This window comes from Flavihumibacter sp. UBA7668, from assembly GCF_002483205.1.
In the GTDB taxonomy this organism is placed as follows: Bacteria; Bacteroidota; Bacteroidia; order Chitinophagales; family Chitinophagaceae; genus Flavihumibacter.
Map to the genome: position 1 here is coordinate 542,108 of NZ_DLHM01000005.1, position 23,711 is coordinate 565,818.

The window sequence follows — 23,711 nt, forward strand, 5'->3', positions numbered from 1 at the left end:
AGCCAATTTTCAGGCGATTATGAAATTGTTAAGGGCAATTTTAGTGTTATCGCAACGTTATGCTGGTGTTGCATTGTGTAAATTTGAATCCAAGGATCATTATCTATGAATAAACTGTTACCCATTGCCGGACTGCTTATTGCCAGTCTGGGGTCCATCGCTCAAACATCGGCAAGTGCCTACCAGGGTTTGCCTAAGCCATCTTATCCGGTGGAGAGAAGCCGTGTGATCTTTCATGAAAACCTGGATAAAGAACAGAAAAAGCTTTTCCAGCAGCCGGGTTCCCATTACAAGGGATATATACCCGTTACAAAGGATGAAACGATTAATAGTGCCGTTCGTTTTGCCATGCTCGACCAGCTCGATGCGCTGCAAAAATCGGTTGAACTGGACACCCTTCTAAAAGATAACGAAAAAATTAAATATTTAAAGGGGATGGAAATCCTCGCCCGGAACTTTGGCTCCGGTGCAAGAGCCCGCCAGATTCAGCCCGCCCTGGCTCCTGAAATGGTGGAAAATTTTGGTCAGGCCGTTGCGCTTGATCGAAAATTAAAGGGAATTGACCCAATTGTAGCCAAATCGCACTATTGGGTAGGAAAAATCCTGATAGATTGCTTTACTTATCCTGAAAACAGTGGAGTGAAAGCAAGTAAGGATATCCTGCAGATCAAGTACCTGCAATTATATCCGGAACGTACCATGCCCTTCCTCAAAACCAATTTTGCCTACCCTAAGCGGGATAGTCTGATTGCTGCAGAAGCAAAACGTGATCCGCGGAAAGTGTACGATTATGCCGCTTCAAACGATGCTTTGGCACGTTATATCCGAATTCACCCTGATCCGGTGGTGAAAGTAATTGCCGAAATGGCTTCCAGCCGGAGCGGTCAGTTATACTTTCCCTTTATTGATGAGATCTATCGGGGTAAACTGACTTTTGAAGACGTCGATAAAGTAAAGGACAATGATCTTGAATATTACCGGCTGATGGTGAAAACCCGCCTATCCCATACCGAACGGATGCTGCAGAAAGACACGCCCATGGAGCGCAAAGCCCTCATCGAGCGCATGGATAATAAAGCCCGTCAGTATTTTATCAGCCAGATCAATGGATTGCATAACGCCCAGGATCCGGTACGTTTCAAAGTGGTGGAGCCGCTGAGTCCGCAGGAACTTTATTTCCTCTGTGTGCTGGGCGAAGATGAAATTTATACTTCCAGTTACCGGGGTGTATTCAAACGCATTGTTACCAAACTGAAAGGCACGCCAACTGACAGCCTTTTTATGTCAGTGAATTTTGATTATTTCAGAAAGTTCATCAAAATGGCAGCCGCTTACAATGAACTGGATACCCTGCTGAAATTAATGCCTGATTCCAATGCCACCGTACTTATGAAATCTTTCATGTTCGGACTGGAAAAAAATACCACCATCAATAGTGTGGAAGATGCCGTGGACGTGGCCGATGCCTATTCCAGTATATTTGAAAAGAATAAAGTGCTTGCCGCCAATATGCTGGAAGAAGCCCGTTTGAATTATGAACGAAATGTGCAGAATGGTGACCTGAACGGACAAAAAATCTACCAGATAGAAAAGACCCTTTTTGAATCGGCTGATACCACTTCGAAAGTAGATCTTTCGAAGGCATTGGGAATTCCACCGGTTTATAATGTTCCGTTTGAGCGCCTTGCGGATTCTGCCGGAAGGGTTATACAACAGGTATTTTTCTATGGTGATGACGATAAAGACGGTCAAAATTCCTATGCCAATTTCATGACGCTTTTTAAAGGCAAGCCTGATTGGGCGATTACGGAGAATAAGGATTTTGTAACCATCAAATCAACCAAGGGTAAATCGGTTTGGATCTTTGCCAATAAACCTTTGTACGGATTGGATGATCCGGATGCCAAAGCACAGGCCAAATTGCAGGAATACCTCGATCAAAACCAATTGTATCCAACTGTGTATATTCATCGCGGACATAGTTATCATGTGAAATCTTCGTTGAATCAGATAACACCAAGTGCACGTATCGTTGTGCTCGGTTCCTGTGGTGGTTATAATAACCTGAATGATGTGCTGACAATCAGTCCGGATGCCCATATCATCTCTTCCAAGCAAATTGGAACCCGTGCGGTAAACGAACCGATTCTGAACTCCATCAATACATCGCTTCGCAATGGTGCTGCAGTTGAGTGGATGCCGATGTGGGCGGAGTTGGGTAAATTATTTACCGGTGAAGCCAAGGAGCGATTTGATGATTATATTCCACCGTACAAAAATCTGGGAGCCATCTTTATCAAAGCATACAGAGGCGTGGAAGAGGAAGAGTAATATATTTGCGGAATGTCATCGACCTCTGCGAACAAGAAGATTTTTGATGTGGCTTTGTTGAGACGGATTTTCAGCCTTGCGGCTCCGTACAAGAAAAAAGTGATCTGGTCGCTGGTGCTTGCGATATTGCTGGCTTTGCTTACACCGGTTCGGCCCTGGCTGATCCAATTAACGGTTAATACCTATATACGGAACGGGATGCTCGACTGGGTTATCCGAATTACTTTGATTCAATTCGGATTGCTGCTGGTGGAGACCCTGTTCCGTTTCTTTTTTACTTTCACGACCTCCTGGCTCGGACAATCGGTGGTGAAAAACCTGCGGGTGCGGGTCTTTAATAAAGTGGTGGGATTGAATCTCTCCCAGTTCGACACCACACCAATCGGAACCCTTACCACTCGCACCATCAATGATATTGAATCGGTGAATGAAGTTTTTTCAGACGGACTGATTCCGATTATTGCGGATTTTCTCTCTATTATTTCGATACTTTTTGTGATGTTCTGGGTGGACTGGAAACTGGCTCTGATCAGTCTGGCTCCCTTTCCTTTTTTGATACTGGCAACCTATATATTCAAAGAAAGTGTAAACCGGTCTTTTATAAGGGTACGCAATGCGGTTTCTGCGCTGAATGCCTTTGTGCAGGAACACCTGACCGGAATACAGGTGGTTCAGACATTTGCCGCCGAAGAGCGGGAATCGGAGAAGTTTAAAAAAATCAACCGCGAGCACCGGAATGCCAATATCAATGCCATTTTTGCCTATTCCGTATTTTTCCCGGTGGTGGAAATCGTTTTGGCGGTGTCTACCGGATTGCTGGTTTGGTGGGCAGCCAGTAATGCGCTGCAACTTCCACCGGAAGAAGCCGCAGAGATGGCTGGGAAGATGATCTCCTTTATTTTGTTCCTGAATTTATTGTTCCGTCCGCTTCGGGTTATTGCCGATAAATTCAACGTACTGCAAATGGGCATGGTGGCCAGTGAGCGGGTATTTAAGGTGCTGGATAATGATGATTATATCAAAACAGAAGGCAGTTATGCGCCTGAAAAAATTAACGGGAAGATTGAATTCGACCATGTATGGTTTGCCTATAAAGAGGATCAATATGTGTTACGGGACCTGAATTTTACTGTTCAGCCAGGCGAAACGGTGGCACTGGTTGGACATACAGGCAGTGGAAAGACCTCCATTATCAGCTTACTAAACCGATTATATCATATTAATAAAGGACAGATTCGAATTGATGGGGTGCCTGTGGAGGAATTTAAGCTGGAGGCGCTGCGGCTGCAAACCGGTGTGGTATTGCAGGATGTATTCCTTTTTTCCGGTTCTGTGCTGGAGAATATTACCCTGCGGAATCCGACTATCACCAGAGCGCAGGTGGAACATGCCGCGAAGCTGATCGGGGTGGACGATTTTATTGAGACCCTGCCCGGCGGATATGATTACAATGTGATGGAACGGGGCGCCACGCTTTCTTTGGGTCAGCGGCAGATTCTTTCTTTTATACGCGCTCTTTTATATAATCCGGGAATTCTGATTCTGGATGAAGCTACTTCAAGTGTGGATACGGAAAGTGAGCAGCTGATTCAGCATGCAATTGATACCCTGATCTCCGGCCGTACGGCAATTGTTATTGCCCATCGCCTCAGCACCATCCGAAAGGCAGATAAGATTATTGTGCTGGATAAAGGGGAGATAAAGGAAATCGGTACACATGAAGAATTGCTGGAAAATAAAGGATACTACCATAGTTTGTACGAATCCCAGTTTGAGGGAAGGGGGGAAGGAGGTGAGAAGTGAGAAGTGAGAAGGGGGAAGGAGGTGAGAAGTGAGAAGTGAGAAGGGAGAAGTGAGAAGTGAGAAGGGAGAAGTGAGAAGGGAGAGGGGAGAAGGGAAATAGGAGGAAGGGGAAGGGTAGAAGGGGCTCTGTTTTCCCATAGCATACTGAAGTAATAGTGACCAATGGTCCTGTTCCCGCCGGGTAAATGCCAGGAGAGGAGGCAATGGAGAAGGGAGGACGGAGAAGTGAGAAGGGAGAAGTGAGAAGGGAGAAGGGAGGACGGAGAGGGGAAATAGGAGGAAGGGAAGAAAGAGGAGAAGTCAGATAGGTGAAAGTTGTGCAATTGCTCCCAAATGCAAGAAACTACTATGAAATTAGACGGAGAAGTTGGCGGTCCCGGTTTGGTTTTTCCGGGAGGGAGCCGAAGCAGGCGCAATTGTGAATAGTGAATGGTGAATAGTGAATGGTGAATAGTGAATAGTGAATGGTGAATAGTGAATGGTGAATAGTGAATGGTGAATGGTGAATGGTGAATGGTGAATGGTGAATGGGCAAGGTGTGAATCGTGAAAATCAGGGAGACCATAAAATGAATGTTGGAAGTTTAATGAATAAACCTAATTGATTGAAAATCAGATATAAATAAAGTTTTATAAGCATCTTTTAGAACCTGTCTGCAATTTATCTTAAACTACGAACTGCCGGTTCCCAACTTTTTACTTCTAACTTTTAACTTCTTACTTTATTATTTGCCATTCCTTCCTATCTTTGCGCAAAATTTAGAAACGGCATGGGAAGGAATAGCGTCAAATCTATACTGGTAGCGAGTTTCAGCGCAATTTTACTATGTTTTGGTACTGCTGTTCAGGCCAATGAAGGCGATGGACACGGTGAGGCTGCCAAGTTTGATGCAGGTAAAGCTATTTTGCACCACATTGCTGATTCACATGAATGGCATTTCTTTACGGTTGGTCAAACCCATGTTACCATACCGCTTCCTGTAATAATCTATTCTCCCCAACGCGGTTTGAGTGTATTTTCTTCTTCCCATTTTCACCATGGTGAGGCGATACATGAAGGATATAAATTGGATCATGAACATATTGTTGCTGTAGATGCCAATGGAAATGTGGATACATCGGTTAAGGCCTATGATTTTTCCATGACCAAAAATGTGGTACAAATGCTGTTAGCTGTGATTACGCTTGTGCTGATCATGACGAGTATCGCGAAAAAATATGCTGCAAATGGTGCTAATAAAGCGCCAAGTGGATTACAAAATGCAGTGGAGCCAGTAATTACCTTTGTTAGAGATGAAGTGGCAAAGCCCAACCTGGGACATAAATACAAGAAATACCTGCCCTACCTGCTGACCATATTTTTCTTTATTCTGATCAATAACCTGTTCGGATTATTACCAGGGGCTGCGAACGTAACTGGAAATATCGCGTTTACTGCCTTACTTGGAATTATCTCTTTTGTAGTAATTATTTTCAGTACAAATGGTCATTTCTGGGGACATATATTCTGGCCTCCCGGAGTACCTTTTCTGGTTAAGCTGATCCTGATTCCGGTTGAATTATTGGGTGTATTCATCAAACCGGCTGCCCTTATCATACGTCTTTTTGCCAACATGACTGCCGGTCACATTGTGATCCTGAGTTTTGTTTCCCTGATTTTCATATTCGGACAAATGAGCACCGTAGCAGGATGGGGTTTTTCTCCTGTATCCATTGCATTTTCCGTGTTCATTTATGTGATTGAATTATTGGTTGCATTTATTCAGGCCTTCATCTTTACCAACCTGACTGCTGTATTTATAGGGCAGGCAATGGAAGGTGATCACCATGAAGATGCTGCCGGTCATAAGGATCCGGTAGTGATTTAAAATAGCTCGAACTTTTTTTTATAAAACACAAAACACAAATTGTATGTCTATCATGAACATCCTGTTGGAAGTAGGTCAGGCTCAGTTGGGTGGCGCTATCGGTGCCGGACTGGCTGCGATCGGTGCTGGAATCGGTATCGGTCAGATCGGTAAAGGTGCGGTTGAGTCTATCGCTCGCCAGCCTGAAGCTGCCAACGACATTCGTGGAAACATGATCCTGACTGCAGCGTTTATCGAGGGTGTTGCCCTCTTCGCTGTAATCGCGGGTCTTCTGGCGGTATTGACCACCTAATCCACGCGAAAGAAATTAGCTGGTCCGGAGCACAGGGCCGAGGACCGGCTTTTTTTAGGTGAAACGTGAGAGGTGAAACGTGAGAAGAGAGAGGTGAGAGATAAGAGGTGAAACGTGAGAGGTGAAACGTGAAAAGAGAGAGGTGAGAGATAAGAGGTGAAACGTGAGAGGTGAAATGTGAGAAGAGAGAGGTGAAACGTGAAAAGAGAGAGGTGAGAGATAAGAAGTGAGAGGTGAGATTTTGGTTGTAAGATGTCAGATTTTGTATGGTGGTTGGAAATTTCGGAATGCCACTTTTGAATTTTTACTTTTAAATTTTTACTTTTTAATTTGCTAACATGGAATTATTACTGCCTGCCTTAGGTTATTTTGTCTGGACCCTGGTTGCCTTCCTGATAGTATTCTTCATTTTGAAGAAATTTGCCTGGAAGCCAATCATTTCCTCTCTTTCTGAAAGAGAAAAAAACATCGCTGATTCCATTGCAACAGCAGAAAAAGTGAAGCTGGAAATGGCTCAGATGAAAAGTGAAAATGAAGCATTAATGGCGAAAGCCCGTGAAGAACGTTCACAATTGCTGAAAGAAGCCAAAGAGTTGAAAGATAAAATTGTAAACGAAGCAAAAGAGCAGGCGAAAATAGAAGCAGGAAAAATCATGGCTGATGCACAGGCATCCATCGAGCAGCAGAAAAATGCAGCTTTGACAGAGGTGAAAAATGTCATTGGTAATATGGTGATCGAAGTAACGGAGAAGGTGATTCGCCGCGAACTGGCATCCAAAAGCGAGCAGGAGAGTTATATCCGCAATCTCGCTAATGAATTAAGCACCACTTCAAGGAACTAAAAAAGAACACCTCCCGAAAAAATAAATTATGCGCAATACACGTGTTGCCAAGAGATACGCAAAAGCCCTTATGGATATGGCTGTTGAAACCAACCAGGTTGATGCCATAAAAAATGATGTGGATTTATTGCGGGTTGCAACAACCGGGGAATTGGATTATGTGCTTAAAAGTCCGATTATCCGTCAGGATAAAAAACAGGCCATCTTTACTGCAATTTTTGGAGGTAAAGTAAGTCAGTTAACAGAATTGTTTTTCAAACTGCTGTTTGAAAAAGGCCGTGAAATCGGATTGCCGGAAATTTTGGATGCATTTGATACAATTTATCGCAAGATGAAGAATATCGAAATTCTGGAACTTACAACTGCTATTCCTGTTTCAGAAGAAGTGAAGGCTGGCATAGTTTCCAATTTCAATAAGATGCCGGAATATGCTTCTAAAACCCTGGAAATAAAGGAAAAGCTGGATGAATCTATTTTGGGTGGATTTCTTGCGCAGATCGGTGATCAATTATATGATGCAAGTATCCGCCACGATTTACAGGCAATTAAGAAGCAGTTCGTGGAGAACATGTATATTCAGAAACTCAGATAATAAAACAAAAGTCTAAATAAAGCTATATGGTAGACATTAAACCAGATGAAATATCAGCGATACTGCGCCAGCAGCTGAGCAACTTTAACACTTCTGCCGATCTGGAAGAAGTGGGTACCGTTTTGCAGGTGGGTGATGGTATCGCCCGTGTATACGGACTGAGTAATGTTCGTGCAGGTGAGCTGGTGGAATTTGCCAATGGGGTAAAAGCGATTGCGCTGAACCTCGAAGAAGATAATGTGGGGGTGGTATTGATGGGTGAGTCTTCTGAAATTAAAGAAGGTGATAAAGTAAAAAGAACCGGTCAGATCGCTTCTATTAAAGTAGGAGAAGGACTCGTAGGACGGGTTATCAATACATTGGGTCAGCCGATTGATGGTAAAGGGCCTGTTACCGGAGAATTATACGAAATGCCATTGGAGCGGAAAGCACCGGGGGTTATTTTTCGTGAACCTGTAAAAGAGCCGCTGCAAACGGGTATCAAGGCAATTGACGCGATGATTCCGGTAGGTCGTGGTCAGCGGGAATTGATCATTGGTGACCGTCAGACTGGTAAAACAGCGATTGCGGTGGATACCATTATCAATCAGAAAGAATTTTTCCAGGCTGGAAAACCTGTTTATTGTATTTATGTGGCAATTGGTCAGAAAGCATCTACCATTGCTGGTGTTATGAAAACGCTGGAAGAGAACGGTGCGATGCAATACACTACGATCGTAGCTGCTTCTGCATCCGATCCGGCTCCTCAGCAGTTCTATGCACCATTTGCCGGTGCTGCAATTGGTGAATTTTTCCGTGATACCGGTCGCCCTGCCCTGATCATTTATGATGATTTGTCCAAGCAGGCCGTAGCATACCGTGAAGTGTCACTTCTTTTGCGTCGCCCTCCGGGTCGCGAAGCATATCCGGGTGATGTATTTTATCTGCATAGCCGTTTACTGGAGCGTGCTGCAAAAATCATTGGTAAAGATGAAGTTGCACGAAATATGAATGATTTGCCGGAAAGTATCAAACACCTGGTTAAAGGTGGTGGTTCTTTAACTGCTTTGCCGATCATCGAAACTCAGGCTGGTGACGTATCTGCCTACATTCCAACCAACGTAATTTCCATTACGGATGGTCAGATCTTCCTTGAAGGTAACCTGTTTAATGCGGGTATCCGTCCGGCGATCAACGTAGGTATTTCGGTTAGTCGTGTGGGTGGTAATGCGCAGATCAAGTCCATGAAAAAAGTGGCTGGTACCCTTAAGCTGGATCAGGCATTGTATCGTGAGATGGAAGCGTTTTCTAAATTCGGTGGAGACCTGGATCCTGCTACCAAACTGGTTTTGGATAAAGGTGCACGTAACGTGGAAATTTTGAAACAGGCTCAATATTCACCGTTTTCAGTTGAAAAGCAGGTAGCTATCATTTACCTCGGTACACAGGGCTTACTTCGTGATGTTCCTGTAAACAGAGTGAAAGAATTCGAAGAGCAGTTCCTGCATGAAATGGAAGTGAAATTACCCAACGTGCTTGCTGAATTCAAAAAAGGCGGATTGCCGGATGATGGTGTAAGCAAGATGGTTGAGCTGGCCAAGGGAATTGCAGCACAGATGAAGAAGTAAGCCGTTGGAACTAGGATCTTTGAAGTGGGAAGTGGGAAGTGGGAAGTGGGAAGTAGGAGGTGAAAGATGAAAGGTGAAAACCACGATCAAGTTCTGGTTCACTTGCTGGCTTTTAAATAGAACCTTCTTTTTCTAATGTATAATTAGCCCCCATAAGGTAATCCTTATGGGGGCTTTTTTTAGCATCAATGAGGCTCAATCGGCACCAGCCTTTTTTCAGGTATTGATTTTAAGTTCCCGTTCGACCAGGTCCATCAATGTTTCCAGCGCGGTCACTTTGAGCTGAGCTGGGCTGGATTGCGGCTGGATTGCGGCTGGGTTGCGGCTGTCAGAGCCTTTTTTATGGTTTAAACCTCTTCGCTTTCTTTAGTTGCAGGCATTTTCTCTTTCATTACACCGGAACTTGGGGCGAGTGTTTCGTTTGGTTCCTTCCAAAAGATACGAAGCCGTCTACAAATGGTGTCGTTCCTCTGGAAGCTGCATTTCTATCGGTCTTCGCTAATAGTCATCCACACCCTGCGTTATCGTCCGCACCTTACTGCCGCTGGATTGGGCTGGATGGCGACGTTTCTTACCTGTGTAAGCTGCTGAGTCATACCGTATTAACCACCTGTCAGGGTACATAGGGCTATCCAGTATTCCTCACAAAGCCGTTTATGACACAGGCCTTTTTCTACCGTACCGATACAATTTTTCGGTTTCTTCCCTACACTTGTTATGGTGTTTAGTTTTTTGGACGTGTGAATTATGGAATTTCAAATCGCCGGTGGCAGTCTTACTCAATAATGGCAGTAAAAAAAGGATCCTCAATTCAAGGTGCAATCACAGATTTTTTGCTACTATCCAGGAGTAATCACTGATCGGCTAAGTGATCCTGGAATAAAAGCATCCTGAATGCTGTTAAAATAGTAAACGACAGTATCAGCCATAGTTTTTGATGGACTTTATTGCTTTATGAGAAAGCTCTTTCCATGTAAAAAATATCCTTCACACCTGTTTTTTTACCTTGATAACTGTTTTAGTTCAGGATTCATGCGCAGATTTTGTAAATATCCGGGAGTTGCACGCGACTGGCAAAATTGCGTGCTTCCTGAAATGAGGTCTGCCTAAACAGGTTTAGCGGCTTTACTATTATGCATCACAATGGGCATCGCAACAGGTGTTATATTCTATTCAGCTTCATCGCAAGCACAGCCACGCCCAGCAGCTAATCTTTGATTGGGTGGGTGCACGGCGATAAGGTCTATGAGGCTGTACGCTCCTGAATTGTAGAATGCCGTAATACTATTGAGTTGGTAACCGACAGAATCCTGTCTTAAGGAGAATTAGTGTAAGAAAATAGTAGAATGATTGTAAAACGCAGGGTATTCGATTTTTTACATTTTACTTTTGATTTTTTACTTTCAAACCCATTTATCGAATTTTTTTTCCCAAACCCTTGCATATATCAAAAAGGGATGCAATCTTTGTTCTGCGTTTGACATGATCCAATCCTGCTGAATTCCTCGTATCCATTTCCTGTGGGCATTTTTAATCTACCCATAGTTGATCATGAAGAAGACGTACCCGCTGATGTTCCCAACATTGGCACCACTATACAAAATCCTGTTTGTTTTTATCGGATTTGTTGCAGTACAAAATGTACAGGCACAATCTCCCCTTTATTTTCATAATCCTGCTTTGATTGAAGGAGAAGCTGGTCAGGTAGGAGCAGGTTATAAATTTACCGGTGTTATCACAGCATCAAATGGGCAGGCACTTACAGATTGTGTTGTTCGGATAGAGGCTCTTTCGCAGGGTATTGAATTACTGGCTATTGACCAGGTTGAATCCATGCAGGAGGCTGCTTTTCAGCCGGTAATTGAACATCAGCAAACCATCGGGGCTGCAGCGGTAAGCTTTAGTTTTGAGTTTATCCCGCATGATTTGAATACGAATAAAGAAGGCCGGTATGTATTTCCTGCGTTGGCCGCCTCTTTATCCGGATTGAGAGGATTGGGTGAGGCCCAGGCTTTTGCAGAGTGTACAATCGGAAAAAACGGAGTGGTGTGGCTGAACAAAAAGAATAAACATGTGCTGGTTGCAAGAAGCGGAGATGCATTTCGTGCCCAATATAAATGGGGCGTTGAGGAGGAAATAAAAACTATTGCAGAATCGCCTATTGTATTTGCAAATAATGAAGTAAGCAGTTTTAAGTTGAAGATGGGGGTAAATAGTAAAACCAGTCCCTTTAATGGTCGTTCTGTTTGTGATTTGTTGTTGACAGAATCCGTTCCCTCTGCTAACGGTACTGAAACTATTCGTTTTGCTTCTTTGGTTGAAAATTATGACGCTATACCTGAGTGGATTGATACGGTGACCAATCAGGATGACTCAACCAAAAGCAAAAAACTTAAAAATGTAAAACTGGCTGATAACCTGCTGGTATTTATTCCGGATGAAATGCTGGATAAGCAGGTAGTAATCGATATACTGAATGAAAAAGGTGAATTGCGCAGAAAGATTATAGAAGAAAAAGCACCAACCCAGTTGTTGATTGAAGTAGGTGATCTGGCTGCAGGTTCGTATAAAATAATTGTTCAATCGGGTGATAAAAAATTCACCATGTTAACGATACGGCCATCGCAATTATAAGGAAGCACTGTTTTGTATAATTAGTTGCTGATCCATTCTCCACTCCTCTGAATTACATATCCCTGATCGTCTCCAATGCCTGTGGGTTCCGATTTGTTAACCCAACTGCATTACAATGAAAACGTACCCCTTAAACAAACAGCTATGGCTGTTAGGCACCTTATTGTTCATCTTTTTGAATGCTGGTGCTACCGAACATGCTGAGCTGACAAGCTTTTCGGCTAAAATTGAAAACAGCCTGGTGAAATTGAATTGGTCAGCACAGTATGAAGATGAGTTTAGTCATTTTGCAATAGAACGAAGTATAGATGGCAAGACATTTAAAGATGTGGCACTGTATTTTACGGAAGGAGAACAAAAAGCGAAAAGTAGTTTTTCTTACAAGGATAAATACCTGCCAAAGAATAAAAATACACTCTATTACAGGTTAAGGTTGATCAATAAAGATGGAACATTCCAATATTCTGCCATTCAGTTGGTAAAAGGGGAGCGTTACGATTCCCAACTGAAACTGGCTTTGTATCCCAACCCCGTTCAAAATTCACTTGTTGCTGCATTACCGGAAAGCTGGAACCAGCAGGAAGTGGTACTTGAACTGTATAGTGGATCGGGTCAGTTGCTAAGAACCAATGTTGAAAAACGGGCAGCCCTTACATTATCAATGGATCTGACAAATCTCTCACCAGGCTGGTATGTAGTAAAAGCCAGTAATGGAAAGAACAGTATCCAGGGCCGTATTGTGAAAATGAACTGAAAAACCGCCTAAACCGAACCGTATGCATTCTGAACAACAACAAAATTCTGTCCGGGTTTCTGAGGAATACCGTGTTAGCTCCTCACCACAGGCAGTTGTAAATAAATGGATTACCGTTGGAGTACTGGCCCTCGTTTGGCTCTGCCTCGTGATCAGCCTGCTCCAGTAAAAAAGCGTATAGTTTTAAAGGGTACGATCAACAAGGCCTGGCTATTCTTAGTCGGGCCTCTATTTTAACTATTTGGTTTATATTATAAACTAGTTTATATTTGATTAAAATTAGCTGTAGTGAACCATCTTATCCTTTTGTTGCTGCTTTTAATCACCCAACTGGCTGGATTCTCTCAAACCCGGATAAAGGGTCAGTTAAAAACTCCCAAAGGAAAACCGGTAGCGGGAGCCAGTCTAACCATTAAAGACAGCTATGACGGTGCCACTTCCGATTCAAGCGGTACTTTTCAATTTGAAACCAGCGAATCGGGAAAACACCTGCTTCAGATTTCAGCCATTGGTTTTAAACCTTTGGAAGAAATGGTAGAGTTAAACGGATCTCCCATTATCCTTCGGCTTACCATGAAAGAAGCCATGGATGAATTGAAAGCCGTGGTTGTTACAGCCGGTACCTTTGAAGCCAGTGATTCCAAACGAACAACCGTATTAAGTTCAATTGATGTGGTTACTACAGCAAGTGCAAATGGTGATGTTACCGGCGCATTAAGAACTCTGCCCGGAACCCAGCAGATTGGTGAAAAAGAAGGACTCTTTGTTCGTGGTGGATCAGGAGAAGAGGCCAGAGTGTTTATAGATGGTACCCTGGTTAATAATTTTTTCTTTTCTGCACTTCCTGATTTGGCTACCAGAGGGCGCTTTTCTCCCTTTCTTTTTAAAGGCACCGTTTTTAGTTCCGGTGGTTACTCAGCATTGTATGGGCAGGCGCTGTCCGGCGCACTTATTCTTGAAACGATTGATCTTCCAGACGAAAGTTCTGCTTCACTTGGAATTTCCACAGTGGGACTCAGTGGTGGATACCAGCACCTGAATAAAAAGAAATCGGCCAGCTGGGGTGCCAATTATGGTTATACCAACCTGTTACCTTATTTTGAATTGGTTAAGCAACGACCTGATTATTTTAAAGTGCCTGCATTTCATTATGGTGATGGCAATTTCAGAATCAAAACATCTAAAACAGGAATCCTTAAATTTTATGGAACCTTTCAGCAAAACCAGTTGGGAATAAGAACTCCCGATATTGATTCAGCTAATCTTAAAAATGCATTCGGCTTATCCAACTATAATCTTTATGCGAATTTATCCTGGAAAGAACGGCTGGGTAAAAAATGGAAATTGTTCTTGGGAACTTCATATAGCATAAACCAGGACGATATTCAGAACCGTCTTCAGAATGCCGAAAACAAAGATCAGCTTATTGGCAGCATGCCCTATTTGGCCAAACCATTTACAGCTGATATTAAATCCAGTCTGGTACAGGTTAAATCAGTATTGGATAGAAGAATTGGTTCGGGATTGTCAGTCCTTCGTTTTGGTGGAGAATGGCTCTATTTCAAAGATGATGTCAATTTCCGCGATACCTTGCTGCGTAAGACAATGCAGGAAGATCAGTTTAAAGCAGCATTTGCTGAAGTTGATATTTATATTACCAATAACCTGGCAGCAAAACTGGGTAGCCGTTTCGAACATTCCTCTCTGTTAAATCGAAATAATATCGTGCCGCGTGTTTCTATGGCCTATAAAATCGGCGAAAAAGGTCAGGCATCCCTGGCGTATGGAATTTTTTACCAGAAGCCCGAACGAAACCAGTTAATTCTGAATCCAAACCTGTTATTTACAAAAGCAGCGCATTATATAGCAAATTACCAATTGATAAACAGTTCCTATACTTTTCGGGCAGAAGCCTTTTACAAAAAATACGATGACCTGATCAAAACATTTCCCGAAATCTCCAATAAGGGGTATGGATATGCAAAAGGAATTGAATTTTTCTGGCGCGATAAAAAATCAATCAAAGGAGTGGATTACTGGGTATCTTATTCTTACCTGGATACTAAAAGGGATTATCTGAATTTTCCGGGTAGCTTACAACCTAATTTTGCTGCCAATCATACGGCTTCGCTGGTGGTAAAGAAGTTTATCACGAAATGGAAAACACAGTTCAATGGGTCTTATTCCTTTGCTACAGGCCGTCCATATTATAATATTCGCTACAATAATTCAGAAGCAAAATTTGAACTGGCTGATCAGGGTAAAACAATTCCATTTAACAACCTGAGCCTGAGTATAAATTATTTGCCTGCCATTGGAAAGACCGATGCAAAATCATTTACTGTTTGGGTTCTTTCTGTAAACAATGTGCTGAACCAGAACCAGATTTTCAATTATAATTATTCCTATAATGGAATGATTCGCCAACCGATACGTCCGGCTGCCAATCAGTTTTTCTTCATTGGCTGTTTTATCAGTTTCGGAGTGGATCGTTCACAGGATGTAATCAATAGTAACCTTTAAATTGTAACTGATATGAAAAAAAGTGTATTCTTACTTATGTTGATGATTGGCAGTTTTTCTCTGCTTGCGCAATCTGATAAATACCAGAAAGCCATGCAACAACGAATTGGAGAAATGGAAACAGCTGTGCAAAACGGTGGAATGCCGTCACTGGCAAATTCCTTCGAGCGCATAGCGGAGGCGGAAAAAACCCAGTGGCTACCCTATTATTATGCGGCTTATTGCCAGATAATGTCGGCCCTGCTGGAACAGGATAAAACAAAAGTGGATCAGCTGGCTGACAAAGCAGAATCACTTAATAAAAAAGCAGAAGAACTGGCTGGGGGTGCCAATAGTGAAATAAATGTGATTTACAGTATGATTGCAACGGCTCATCTAACCGTTGATCCCGCTGCGCGCTGGATGCAATATGGCCAAACCTCTTCCACCTACCTGGAGAAAGCAAAACAATTGGACCCTTCCAATCCGCGACCTCTTTACCTGGAGGGGCAATCAAAATTCTATACGCCTGAACAATTTGGTGGTGGCAAGGCTGCCGCTGCAGCAGTTCTTGAAAAATCATTGGTCTTGTTTGATCAATTCAAGCCGGCCTCTGAATTACATCCTACCTGGGGAAAAGCGGCAGCCCAATATTTCTTAGCACAATGTAAATAAAATGGAAATGACTGATACCAACAGTTCCAATATGAGTAGTGCTGAAAGTCTTGCGCTGATTGAATCTATGATTAATAAAGCCAAGAACAAGTTCAGTGAAAATGGACACCTGTATCTTTTGTGGGGATGGGTAGTGTTTATTTGTAGCCTTGTACAGTATCTGGGGATGCGTTTTACCAGCTATGAAAATGTTCATTTCATCTGGATGCTTACCTGGGTAGCTGTGGTTTACATGGTATTTTACCTGATTAAGTACAAAAAGCAACAGAAAGTTGTGACCTATACAGATGAACTATTAAGCGCTATCTGGATTGCATTCAGCATTACCATGTGTATAACGGGAATTATAATCGGAAAGACACAGGGTGCCGAATTTTATAAGCTACTCAATCCCATTTATCTGACCATCTATGGTGTTCCAACTTATGTGTCTGGCGTGGTATTGAAATTCAAACCGCTTAAAATCGGAGCACTTCTTTGCTGGGGGATGGCCATTTTGTCTACATTTATCCCGGTACAGGACCATTTATTATTAATCGCATTGGCAATGGTGGTGGCATGGATTATACCCGGCTATCTATTAAAACAACGGTATGAGAAACAGCAATAGAAATACAATCAGGAAGGAAAATAACGATCATGTTTAAAGATCTGGATCCCATATTACATACACCACTGCGTCTTGCAGTGGTGTCATTGTTGATCAGCGTGAAGGAAGCGGAGTTCACCTTTATAAAAGAAAAAACCAATTCAACGGCCGGAAACCTGAGTGTTCAGATCAATAAACTGAAAGACGCCGGTTATATAGATGTTCTTAAACAATTCAAGGATAATTATCCGCAAACGGTCTGTAAAATAACACCTGTGGGCATCCGGGCCTTTGAAATTTATGTACAAAACTTACAGACCTATCTCAATACAGGCAATTAACAAAAAATAACACCACGGTTGCCAACAAAATGATACTGCAGCTGTTAGTAGCTTGAACTAATCTGGCCAGTATGGAGCCCCTTATTGATGTGAAACACCTGGTTAAAAACTTTGGTGATTTGGTGGCCGTCGATGATCTTTCTTTTTCTGTTTTTCAGGGAGATGTGTATGGCTTTCTGGGGCAAAATGGAGCAGGTAAATCGACCACCCTGCGAATGATACTTTCTCTTATTTTACCCAGTTCTGGAACTATCCGGCTTTTTGGTCAGGAGCTTTCCACCAATCGGAAATCAGTATTGAAAAGAGTAGGTGCAGTAATTGAACGCCCTGATCTGTACAAATACCTCAGTGCAATAGAGAATCTGTCCATTTTTGCCCGGATGAGTGGCCGGAAAGCTACAAGCCGGCAGTTGATAGAGCAACTGGAAATGGTTGGTTTGGCAGATCGCGCAAAAAGTAAAGTTGCCACCTATAGTCAGGGTATGAAACAGCGATTAGGGATTGCAGTTGCACTGGTGCATAATCCTGATCTTGTTATTCTTGATGAACCTACAAACGGCCTCGATCCGCAGGGGATTGCTGATATGCGTAACCTGATCCTTCACCTCAGTAAAGACCTTCATAAAACAGTTGTTGTTTCATCCCATCTGCTCAATGAAATTGAGCAGATAGCCTCCCGAATGATTATTCTTGACAAGGGGAAAAAAATGGTCGAAGGAACAGTTGCTGATTTTTTTCAACCTGCAAAGAACAAAGTGCACCTGGTGGTATCCGATCCTCAAAAAGCAAAATTGATGCTGGCACAGACGCCCTGGTTACTGGAGGCTGAACAATTGAAACAGGAACTGGTCTTGTCTCTTCCTCCGGATCAGGTTCCTGCTTTGAACAGATTCCTCGTACAGCAGGAGATTGATATTCTGTCTATTCGTTCTGTTAATTCACTGGAAGATTATTTTTTATCCTTAACCTCCGAGAATCAACATGTGGCCACTTTTACAAATTGAGCTGTTTAAAATATTCAAACGCTCCCGAACCTATATCAGTTTTGCAGCTATCGGTGCCATTGTTGCGCTCATCTTACTGGCATTTTATGCAGATGGAAATAATTATATGGCATTCGGAATGCAATCCCTCACACAAAGTTTCGATATACAGGGCAAGGTGTTGAATGGTTATCTGATTTGCTTCATAATTCTTCAAACGCTGCTGATTCATGTCCCCTTGCTGATTGCTCTTGTTGCTGGTGATCAGGTTGCCGGTGAAGCAAATATGGGCACACTTCGATTATTGATTACCAAACCGGTTAGCAGGACCCGTTTATTGTTGGCAAAATTCATTGCCTCCACGTTGTATACCATTTTATTGTTACTCTGGATGGCTTTATTGGCACTGGTAGTTTCTGTTTGGATTTTTGGTACCGGAGATCTGATGATTCTTAAGAGCACAGAGGTGGTAATTCTTGAAAATACAGATGTGCTTTGGCGTTATTTTGCTGCTTTCGGATTTGCGGCCATTGCCATGACAACCGTAGCTGCTCTTGCTTTTTTTCTATCTGTGTTTGCGGAAAATTCGATTGGTCCAATCGTAACCACCATGAGTGTAATAATTGTATTTACTATTTTAAGCACCATGGATATTCCCATATTTAATACCATCAAGCCTTTTTTGTTTACAACTCATATGATTGGGTGGAAGGGCTTTTTTGATGCCCCTGTTTCCTGGAGTCCTGTTCTGCAGTCTGCAGGCATCCTGCTTCTGCATATTGCAGGCTTTCTGGTGGCAACCATTTGGGTATTCCGTAAAAAAGATATTTTGTCCTGATATGAAACGTATTTCAATCTTCTTTTCCCTTCTTTTCCTGGCTTTTTCTTCACCGGCACAGGATGCCCAAAACCTATTGAATGCAGTTAAAAAAAAGCTGGAAGCTGTAAAGGATTATAGCGGAGATGCCACCCTTTCAGTGGATGTCAGTTTTATGAAAGTTCCCGATTCAAAAGTCAAAGTTTACTTCCGTCAGCCTGATTTATTTAAAATAATTAAGCCGGATGGAATCTCGATTTTACCAAAAGGTGGCATGAATGTAAGCCTGAACTCCCTTATTTCAGGGAAGGAGTTCACGGCAGTGCCCGGGGGATATACTTCGGTGAATGGACGAAAATTGGCGATCATTAAATTACTTCCGCTTGCTGATAACAGTGATGTCGTATTAACCACACTTTTAGTGGAGGAAAAATCAGCCCTCGTTTGGAAAGCTACTACCACAACCAGAGAAAATGGCACCTATGAATCTAACATGGAATACGGTCGCTTTTCTCAATGGGGACTGCCGGATAAAATCCTTTTCGTGTTCAATACCAGTACATTTAAGCTGCCCAAAGGAGTAACGATGGAGTACGAGGGCAGTAAAAATACGAATGCCACTAAACCAACGGGTGATGGGAAAGGGCGGGTTAGTCTGTTTTATTCATCCTACTCCATTAATAAAGGATTGGCACCTGGCTTATTTAAGTAGTATTTTAAAAATTAGGGGTTTACCATTATTTTGGTTGTAGAAAAAATATAATCCATAATTGGTCGTTCTTAAGGTATCCAACCCTTGATTATGACCACCTTATACCGTAGAATCAGCCTGTTTTGCCTGTTTTGGCTGATGGCCTCAAATGCACTCCATGCGCAGGATCCTGCAGTTCGTTCCATAGTTGTGGGAGTAGGTAGATCCAACTGCACCAGCGGAACCTTAGGTATGGCATATATGGAATTTAAAGAGCAGACTAACCTGCTTCGAAAATTCCCGGGTACAGAATGTGTTCCCTCTCTAAGTTCTCCCGGTTATTCTTCCAGTGGAGCCCTGGTGGATTTTAATCCCAAGGATAATTTGATTTATTATTTCCGATGGTCAGGAGGAAGAACCTATGTCTGGAGATGGGCTCCCGGTACTTGTCCAACTTCCAGTCTGGCTCCTATCAGGGTTTTCAATAGTATACTTACGGCAGCTTTTGATGCAGATGGCTATGCATGGATGGTGAATATGAATTCAACCGGGTCTTCTCCCGTTACCTATGATCTCTCCTTACAACGAATTGATTTTACCACGGGTGCAATCGGTGCTGCAGTTCCGGTAAGCCTGCCCGGAGGTGTAAATATTTATACCCAGAATGGAGATTTTGCCATTACTCCGGCTGGTCAGTTTTACTTTGCATTTGATAACAAACTGATGACGATGAATTACCGTGATTACGGTTTGTCTCCCATCAATGCTACTTATATTGACACCATTCGATTACCGGTATTTGGGGCAAACCTGGTGGGTTTATCCTATGCAGGTGGTCAATTTGTAGGTTCTTTCCGTAGATCAGCCTCGCCTTCAAATTGTATTCACAGCCGCCTGGATATGTTAACAGGCGACCGGTTTAACCTGGCTGCCAGTTCCACCTACAGCTCCTATGATAATTCAAGTATAACATCAGGAATCGGCTCCGCCAAAAGACTGGTTTCTTTAACCCCAACCGGAACACCGGATGAATATGATGTAGTCTATGATTTACATATAAAGAATTTTGGAAATTATCCCATTTCCAACCTGCAGGTCTTTGATACACTCTCACATATCAACGGAGCTGCCAATGTTGTCAGCGCTTCGGCAAGTCTGGTTGCTAATCCGGCCGGAGTTAGTTTGAACAGTGCATACAATGGCACCACCAATACCAGTTTATTAGCCAATTCGCAAACACTGAAAAATTTCCCGGTTAGTGAAAATAATTTTACCATAAGAATTACGGTTCGTCTCAGGAATATAGAGCGTGGAAGAATCTACAATAACTCAGCAACCGTTACCGGAACCGGGTTTGGAAGTACCACATCAGGATATGGCGTAAACCTTCGGGATGTTTCAACGGATGGCTCTAATCCTGACCTGAATCTGAATGGCAAACCCGACGATGACGGTGAGTCGGCACCTACCCCTTTTGTGGTAATAGTTGCAGGGGAAGCCCCTCCCTGTCCGGCTATTAATAATGTCTTATACTCGCAGGATTTTGGAAGCGGCACGGGTTCAACCACTACCATGCCCACAAATACGAGTACGCAATATACCGGTTCAACAACCAGTCCGATTGCGAATGAACGGTATATGATCACCAACAATCCGGCAAATGGTAACAGCCAATACTGGAACTCCATGCCAGATCATACCGGTAATAGCAATGGCCGAATGTTGGTGGTTAATGCAGATGTGCAACAGAATGTAATCTTCAGTACAACCGTTAATAACCTCTGTTCCAATCTAAAATATTCACTCAATGTTTGGGTGGCAAATATCAGTAACAACAGCCAGCGGAATTTTTGTGCAGCCGTAGGTGGATTCAAATCGCCCCGTTTATTATTCCGGGCACGTGATGCAGCCACTGGCCTTGTACTTACCTATCTGAACACACCTGAAATTACAGGCAGTGCCTGGGAACGCCATGGTATCCGTTTTGTTTTGCCCAATGGGTATTCTTCCATTATTCTGGAAGTAATCAATCAGGGGGAAGGCGGTTGTGGAAATGACCTGGCAATTGATGATATTGAATTTGGACTTTGTGATGCAGAACCTGTTGTGAATACTACTGCTGTCAGTGCCGGTTGTACCGGTGGTGAAGCAACCTTCTCTGCTACCCTGAATGATCCAACCATAATCGATGGTACGGTTCAATACCAATGGCAGGCTAGTTCGGATAGTATTACCTGGACAAATATCTCCGGAGCTACCAATTCAACCTATACCATTGCTTCCATGAATGCTTCTCACCAGCGGTTTTACCGGGTACTGGTGGCTTCCGGTGGCAATATCAATAATGCGCAGTGCCGGTATGCTTCTCCAGGTTTTTATCTTCCCTTAAAAACACCAAGCACTGTTGCACCTGCCGGTATCCGGGTAAACAGAACTCAGGTCTGTCCGGGTAGTCCGCTGCAACTCACAGCCTATGGTGGAAATTTTGGAACCAATGCCCGATATGTATGGTATAGAAGTTCCTGTGGTACCGGTGTACCAATCGGAACCGGACCAACAATCACCGTTTCTCCAACAGTAAATACCCGTTATTATGTGCGGATCGAAGGTGATTGTAATACTACTACCTGCAGAAACCGGCTTATTACGGTTGGTTGTGATATTGATGATGATGATGATGGAATCCCTGATCTTGTCGAAAATAACGGCCTTGATTCAGACCTTGATTCTGATAGTGATGGCGTGCAGGATTATCGCGATCCGGGAAGTCCGGGTTTTACAGACTCCAACAACGATGGAATACATGATGGATATGATTTTGATCTGGATGGTATAATCAATTCGCTGGATCCGGACAGTGATAATGATGGTATTGCAGATGTAGTGGAAGCAGGAGGTGTGGATGCCAATGGAGATGGTATCATCGATAATTTTACGGATCCGGATGGAGACGGATTGTCTCAAAATGTAGATGCATCCTCCACTGGTGCAGCCGGCTCAGGATCTGGTTTGGGATTACCTGATCTCGATGGTGATGGTATTCCCAATATGTTTGATCTGGATAGTGATAGCGACGGTATTTACGATGTTATAGAAGCGGGTGGTGCCGATGCCAATAACAATGGTATGATTGATATTGCTGCCCTGATTTTACGAACTGGTGCAGATACCAATAACGACGGTCGGGCAGATAGCTATCCCTATCAGAATAAAGATGCTGACCGACGCGCCAATCCTTATGACCTGGATAGTGATGGTGATGGAATTACAGATCTGCGTGAAGCAGGATATCCGGATTTTGATTTCAATGGTATGCTCGATAGCGGAACTCCCAGACATTTTATTTATCCCAATACAGATGGAACGAATCCGGATGATTATCTCGATATCGATTCAGATGATGACGGTGTTCCAGATAATGTGGAAGGGCTTGCTACTATCAGTTATCAGTTGCCATCCGGATTGGATTCAGATAATGATGGCATCGATAATGCCTATGATGGATTCAATGGATTTGGTGGAAATGGTATAACTCCCAATGATGAAGATCTGGATGGAATTCCTGATTATCAGGATAGTGATTCTGATGGTGATGGTGTAGCAGATATTATTGAAGCCAACGATTTTAATATGAATACCCGCGCTGATGATAATATAAATCTGACCGGAAATGATGTGGATGATGATGGTTTGGATAACCGGTTCGACTGGGATAATAATTCCGCCAAAGGAACTTCCGCTTTCATGGGTAATGGCGGATCGCTGACCGGTGATGCGAATCCCGGATCAAGAACCATGGTGCAACGGCATTCTGATGCTACTTCAGAACGTGACTGGAGAGTATATCTCTATATTTTATCAACCCGGTTTCTAAAAGTCAATGCCTTTCAGCAGAATGATGGTATCCACCTGAACTGGGAAATCAGTACTACAGAACCGGTCAGTCATTATGAAGTGCTGAGAAAAGAAGGCAATGGTACCTATGTGGTGGTTGGAACTGTTTATAATACGACCAGTTTTATTGATAATAAGCCAAGTAATGCATCAGGCATACAATACCGGATTAAAGCAGTCAACAGAACTGGTAAATATGTTCTGAGTGATGTTATAGTGGTAAAATTATCTGTGGTGGATCAGCTAACAGTTATGCCTAATCCGGCACAGTCGTACCTGCAAATTGTTGTTGGTGCAAAAGAAAAACAATGGCTCGATTGCCAGCTGATGGATGAGCGCGGCAGATTGATTTACCAGCAATCACAACAAATCCAGAAAGGAAACAATACCATTCAGATAACCGGATTAGGAAAATATGCAAGAGGAATGTACCTGTTGCGTATCGTTTCCAATAACACGGAAGTCATTACACATAAAGTGATTCTCCGCTAATCCAG

At 43.0% G+C, this 23,711-nt stretch carries 18 protein-coding genes; all 18 read left to right on the forward strand.

What is annotated here, in order from left to right; genetic code table 11:
- Positions 1-105: 105 nt before the first annotated feature.
- Positions 106-2,331 carry a hypothetical protein gene (locus B2746_RS14385; RefSeq protein ID WP_290795256.1) on the forward strand — a complete coding sequence of 742 codons (2,226 nt, stop codon included), beginning with the start codon at positions 106-108 and terminating at the stop codon, positions 2,329-2,331.
- A 12-nt stretch (positions 2,332-2,343) separates the two neighbouring features.
- A complete protein-coding gene (locus tag B2746_RS14390) occupies positions 2,344-4,134 on the forward strand; it encodes an ABC transporter ATP-binding protein (RefSeq protein ID WP_290795258.1) in 1,791 nt (596 codons plus the stop codon).
- A 769-nt stretch (positions 4,135-4,903) separates the two neighbouring features.
- Positions 4,904-6,001 carry a F0F1 ATP synthase subunit A gene (atpB, locus tag B2746_RS14395; protein WP_290795260.1) on the forward strand — a complete coding sequence of 366 codons (1,098 nt, stop codon included), beginning with the start codon at positions 4,904-4,906 and terminating at the stop codon, positions 5,999-6,001.
- A gap of 43 nt (positions 6,002-6,044) precedes the next feature.
- A complete protein-coding gene (atpE, locus tag B2746_RS14400; RefSeq protein ID WP_150848847.1) occupies positions 6,045-6,293 on the forward strand; it encodes an ATP synthase F0 subunit C in 249 nt (82 codons plus the stop codon).
- A 338-nt stretch (positions 6,294-6,631) separates the two neighbouring features.
- Positions 6,632-7,135: a F0F1 ATP synthase subunit B gene (atpF, locus tag B2746_RS14405; protein ID WP_290795262.1), complete on the forward strand. Its 504-nt coding sequence runs from the start codon at positions 6,632-6,634 to the stop codon at positions 7,133-7,135.
- 28 nt (positions 7,136-7,163) lie between these two features.
- Positions 7,164-7,727, forward strand: a complete 564-nt coding sequence (gene atpH, locus B2746_RS14410; RefSeq protein WP_290795265.1) for an ATP synthase F1 subunit delta — start codon at positions 7,164-7,166, stop codon at positions 7,725-7,727.
- A 26-nt stretch (positions 7,728-7,753) separates the two neighbouring features.
- The gene (gene atpA, locus B2746_RS14415; protein WP_290795267.1) at positions 7,754-9,334 is read left to right on the forward strand and encodes a F0F1 ATP synthase subunit alpha; all 1,581 of its coding nucleotides are present in this window, start codon (positions 7,754-7,756) and stop codon (positions 9,332-9,334) included.
- 1,551 nt (positions 9,335-10,885) lie between these two features.
- Positions 10,886-11,968 carry a hypothetical protein gene (locus B2746_RS14420; protein WP_290795269.1) on the forward strand — a complete coding sequence of 361 codons (1,083 nt, stop codon included), beginning with the start codon at positions 10,886-10,888 and terminating at the stop codon, positions 11,966-11,968.
- A 115-nt stretch (positions 11,969-12,083) separates the two neighbouring features.
- Complete coding sequence (locus B2746_RS14425) at positions 12,084-12,722, forward strand: T9SS type A sorting domain-containing protein (protein ID WP_290795271.1); 639 nt, start codon at positions 12,084-12,086, stop codon at positions 12,720-12,722.
- A gap of 22 nt (positions 12,723-12,744) precedes the next feature.
- Positions 12,745-12,891: a hypothetical protein gene (locus B2746_RS14430; RefSeq protein WP_290795273.1), complete on the forward strand. Its 147-nt coding sequence runs from the start codon at positions 12,745-12,747 to the stop codon at positions 12,889-12,891.
- 119 nt (positions 12,892-13,010) lie between these two features.
- The gene (locus tag B2746_RS14435; protein WP_290795276.1) at positions 13,011-15,245 is read left to right on the forward strand and encodes a TonB-dependent receptor; all 2,235 of its coding nucleotides are present in this window, start codon (positions 13,011-13,013) and stop codon (positions 15,243-15,245) included.
- A 12-nt stretch (positions 15,246-15,257) separates the two neighbouring features.
- Positions 15,258-15,899 carry a hypothetical protein gene (locus tag B2746_RS14440; protein ID WP_290795278.1) on the forward strand — a complete coding sequence of 214 codons (642 nt, stop codon included), beginning with the start codon at positions 15,258-15,260 and terminating at the stop codon, positions 15,897-15,899.
- A gap of 7 nt (positions 15,900-15,906) precedes the next feature.
- Positions 15,907-16,509, forward strand: a complete 603-nt coding sequence (locus B2746_RS14445) for a hypothetical protein (protein WP_290795280.1) — start codon at positions 15,907-15,909, stop codon at positions 16,507-16,509.
- Between the two features lie 29 nt (positions 16,510-16,538).
- Positions 16,539-16,829, forward strand: coding sequence for a winged helix-turn-helix domain-containing protein (locus tag B2746_RS14450; protein WP_290795282.1), 291 nt, complete (start codon positions 16,539-16,541; stop codon positions 16,827-16,829).
- 71 nt (positions 16,830-16,900) lie between these two features.
- Entirely contained in the window at positions 16,901-17,833 is a 933-nt protein-coding gene (locus tag B2746_RS14455) for an ABC transporter ATP-binding protein (RefSeq protein ID WP_290795284.1), read from the forward strand.
- A complete protein-coding gene (locus tag B2746_RS14460; protein WP_290795287.1) occupies positions 17,811-18,650 on the forward strand; it encodes an ABC transporter permease in 840 nt (279 codons plus the stop codon). Before B2746_RS14455 ends, B2746_RS14460 begins: the two co-directional genes overlap by 23 nt.
- A 1-nt stretch (position 18,651) precedes the next feature.
- Complete coding sequence (locus B2746_RS14465; RefSeq protein WP_290795289.1) at positions 18,652-19,341, forward strand: LolA family protein; 690 nt, start codon at positions 18,652-18,654, stop codon at positions 19,339-19,341.
- Positions 19,342-19,431: 90 nt separating this feature from the next.
- A complete protein-coding gene (locus B2746_RS14470) occupies positions 19,432-23,706 on the forward strand; it encodes a T9SS type A sorting domain-containing protein (RefSeq protein ID WP_290795290.1) in 4,275 nt (1,424 codons plus the stop codon).
- The last annotated feature ends 5 nt before the right edge of the window (positions 23,707-23,711 follow it).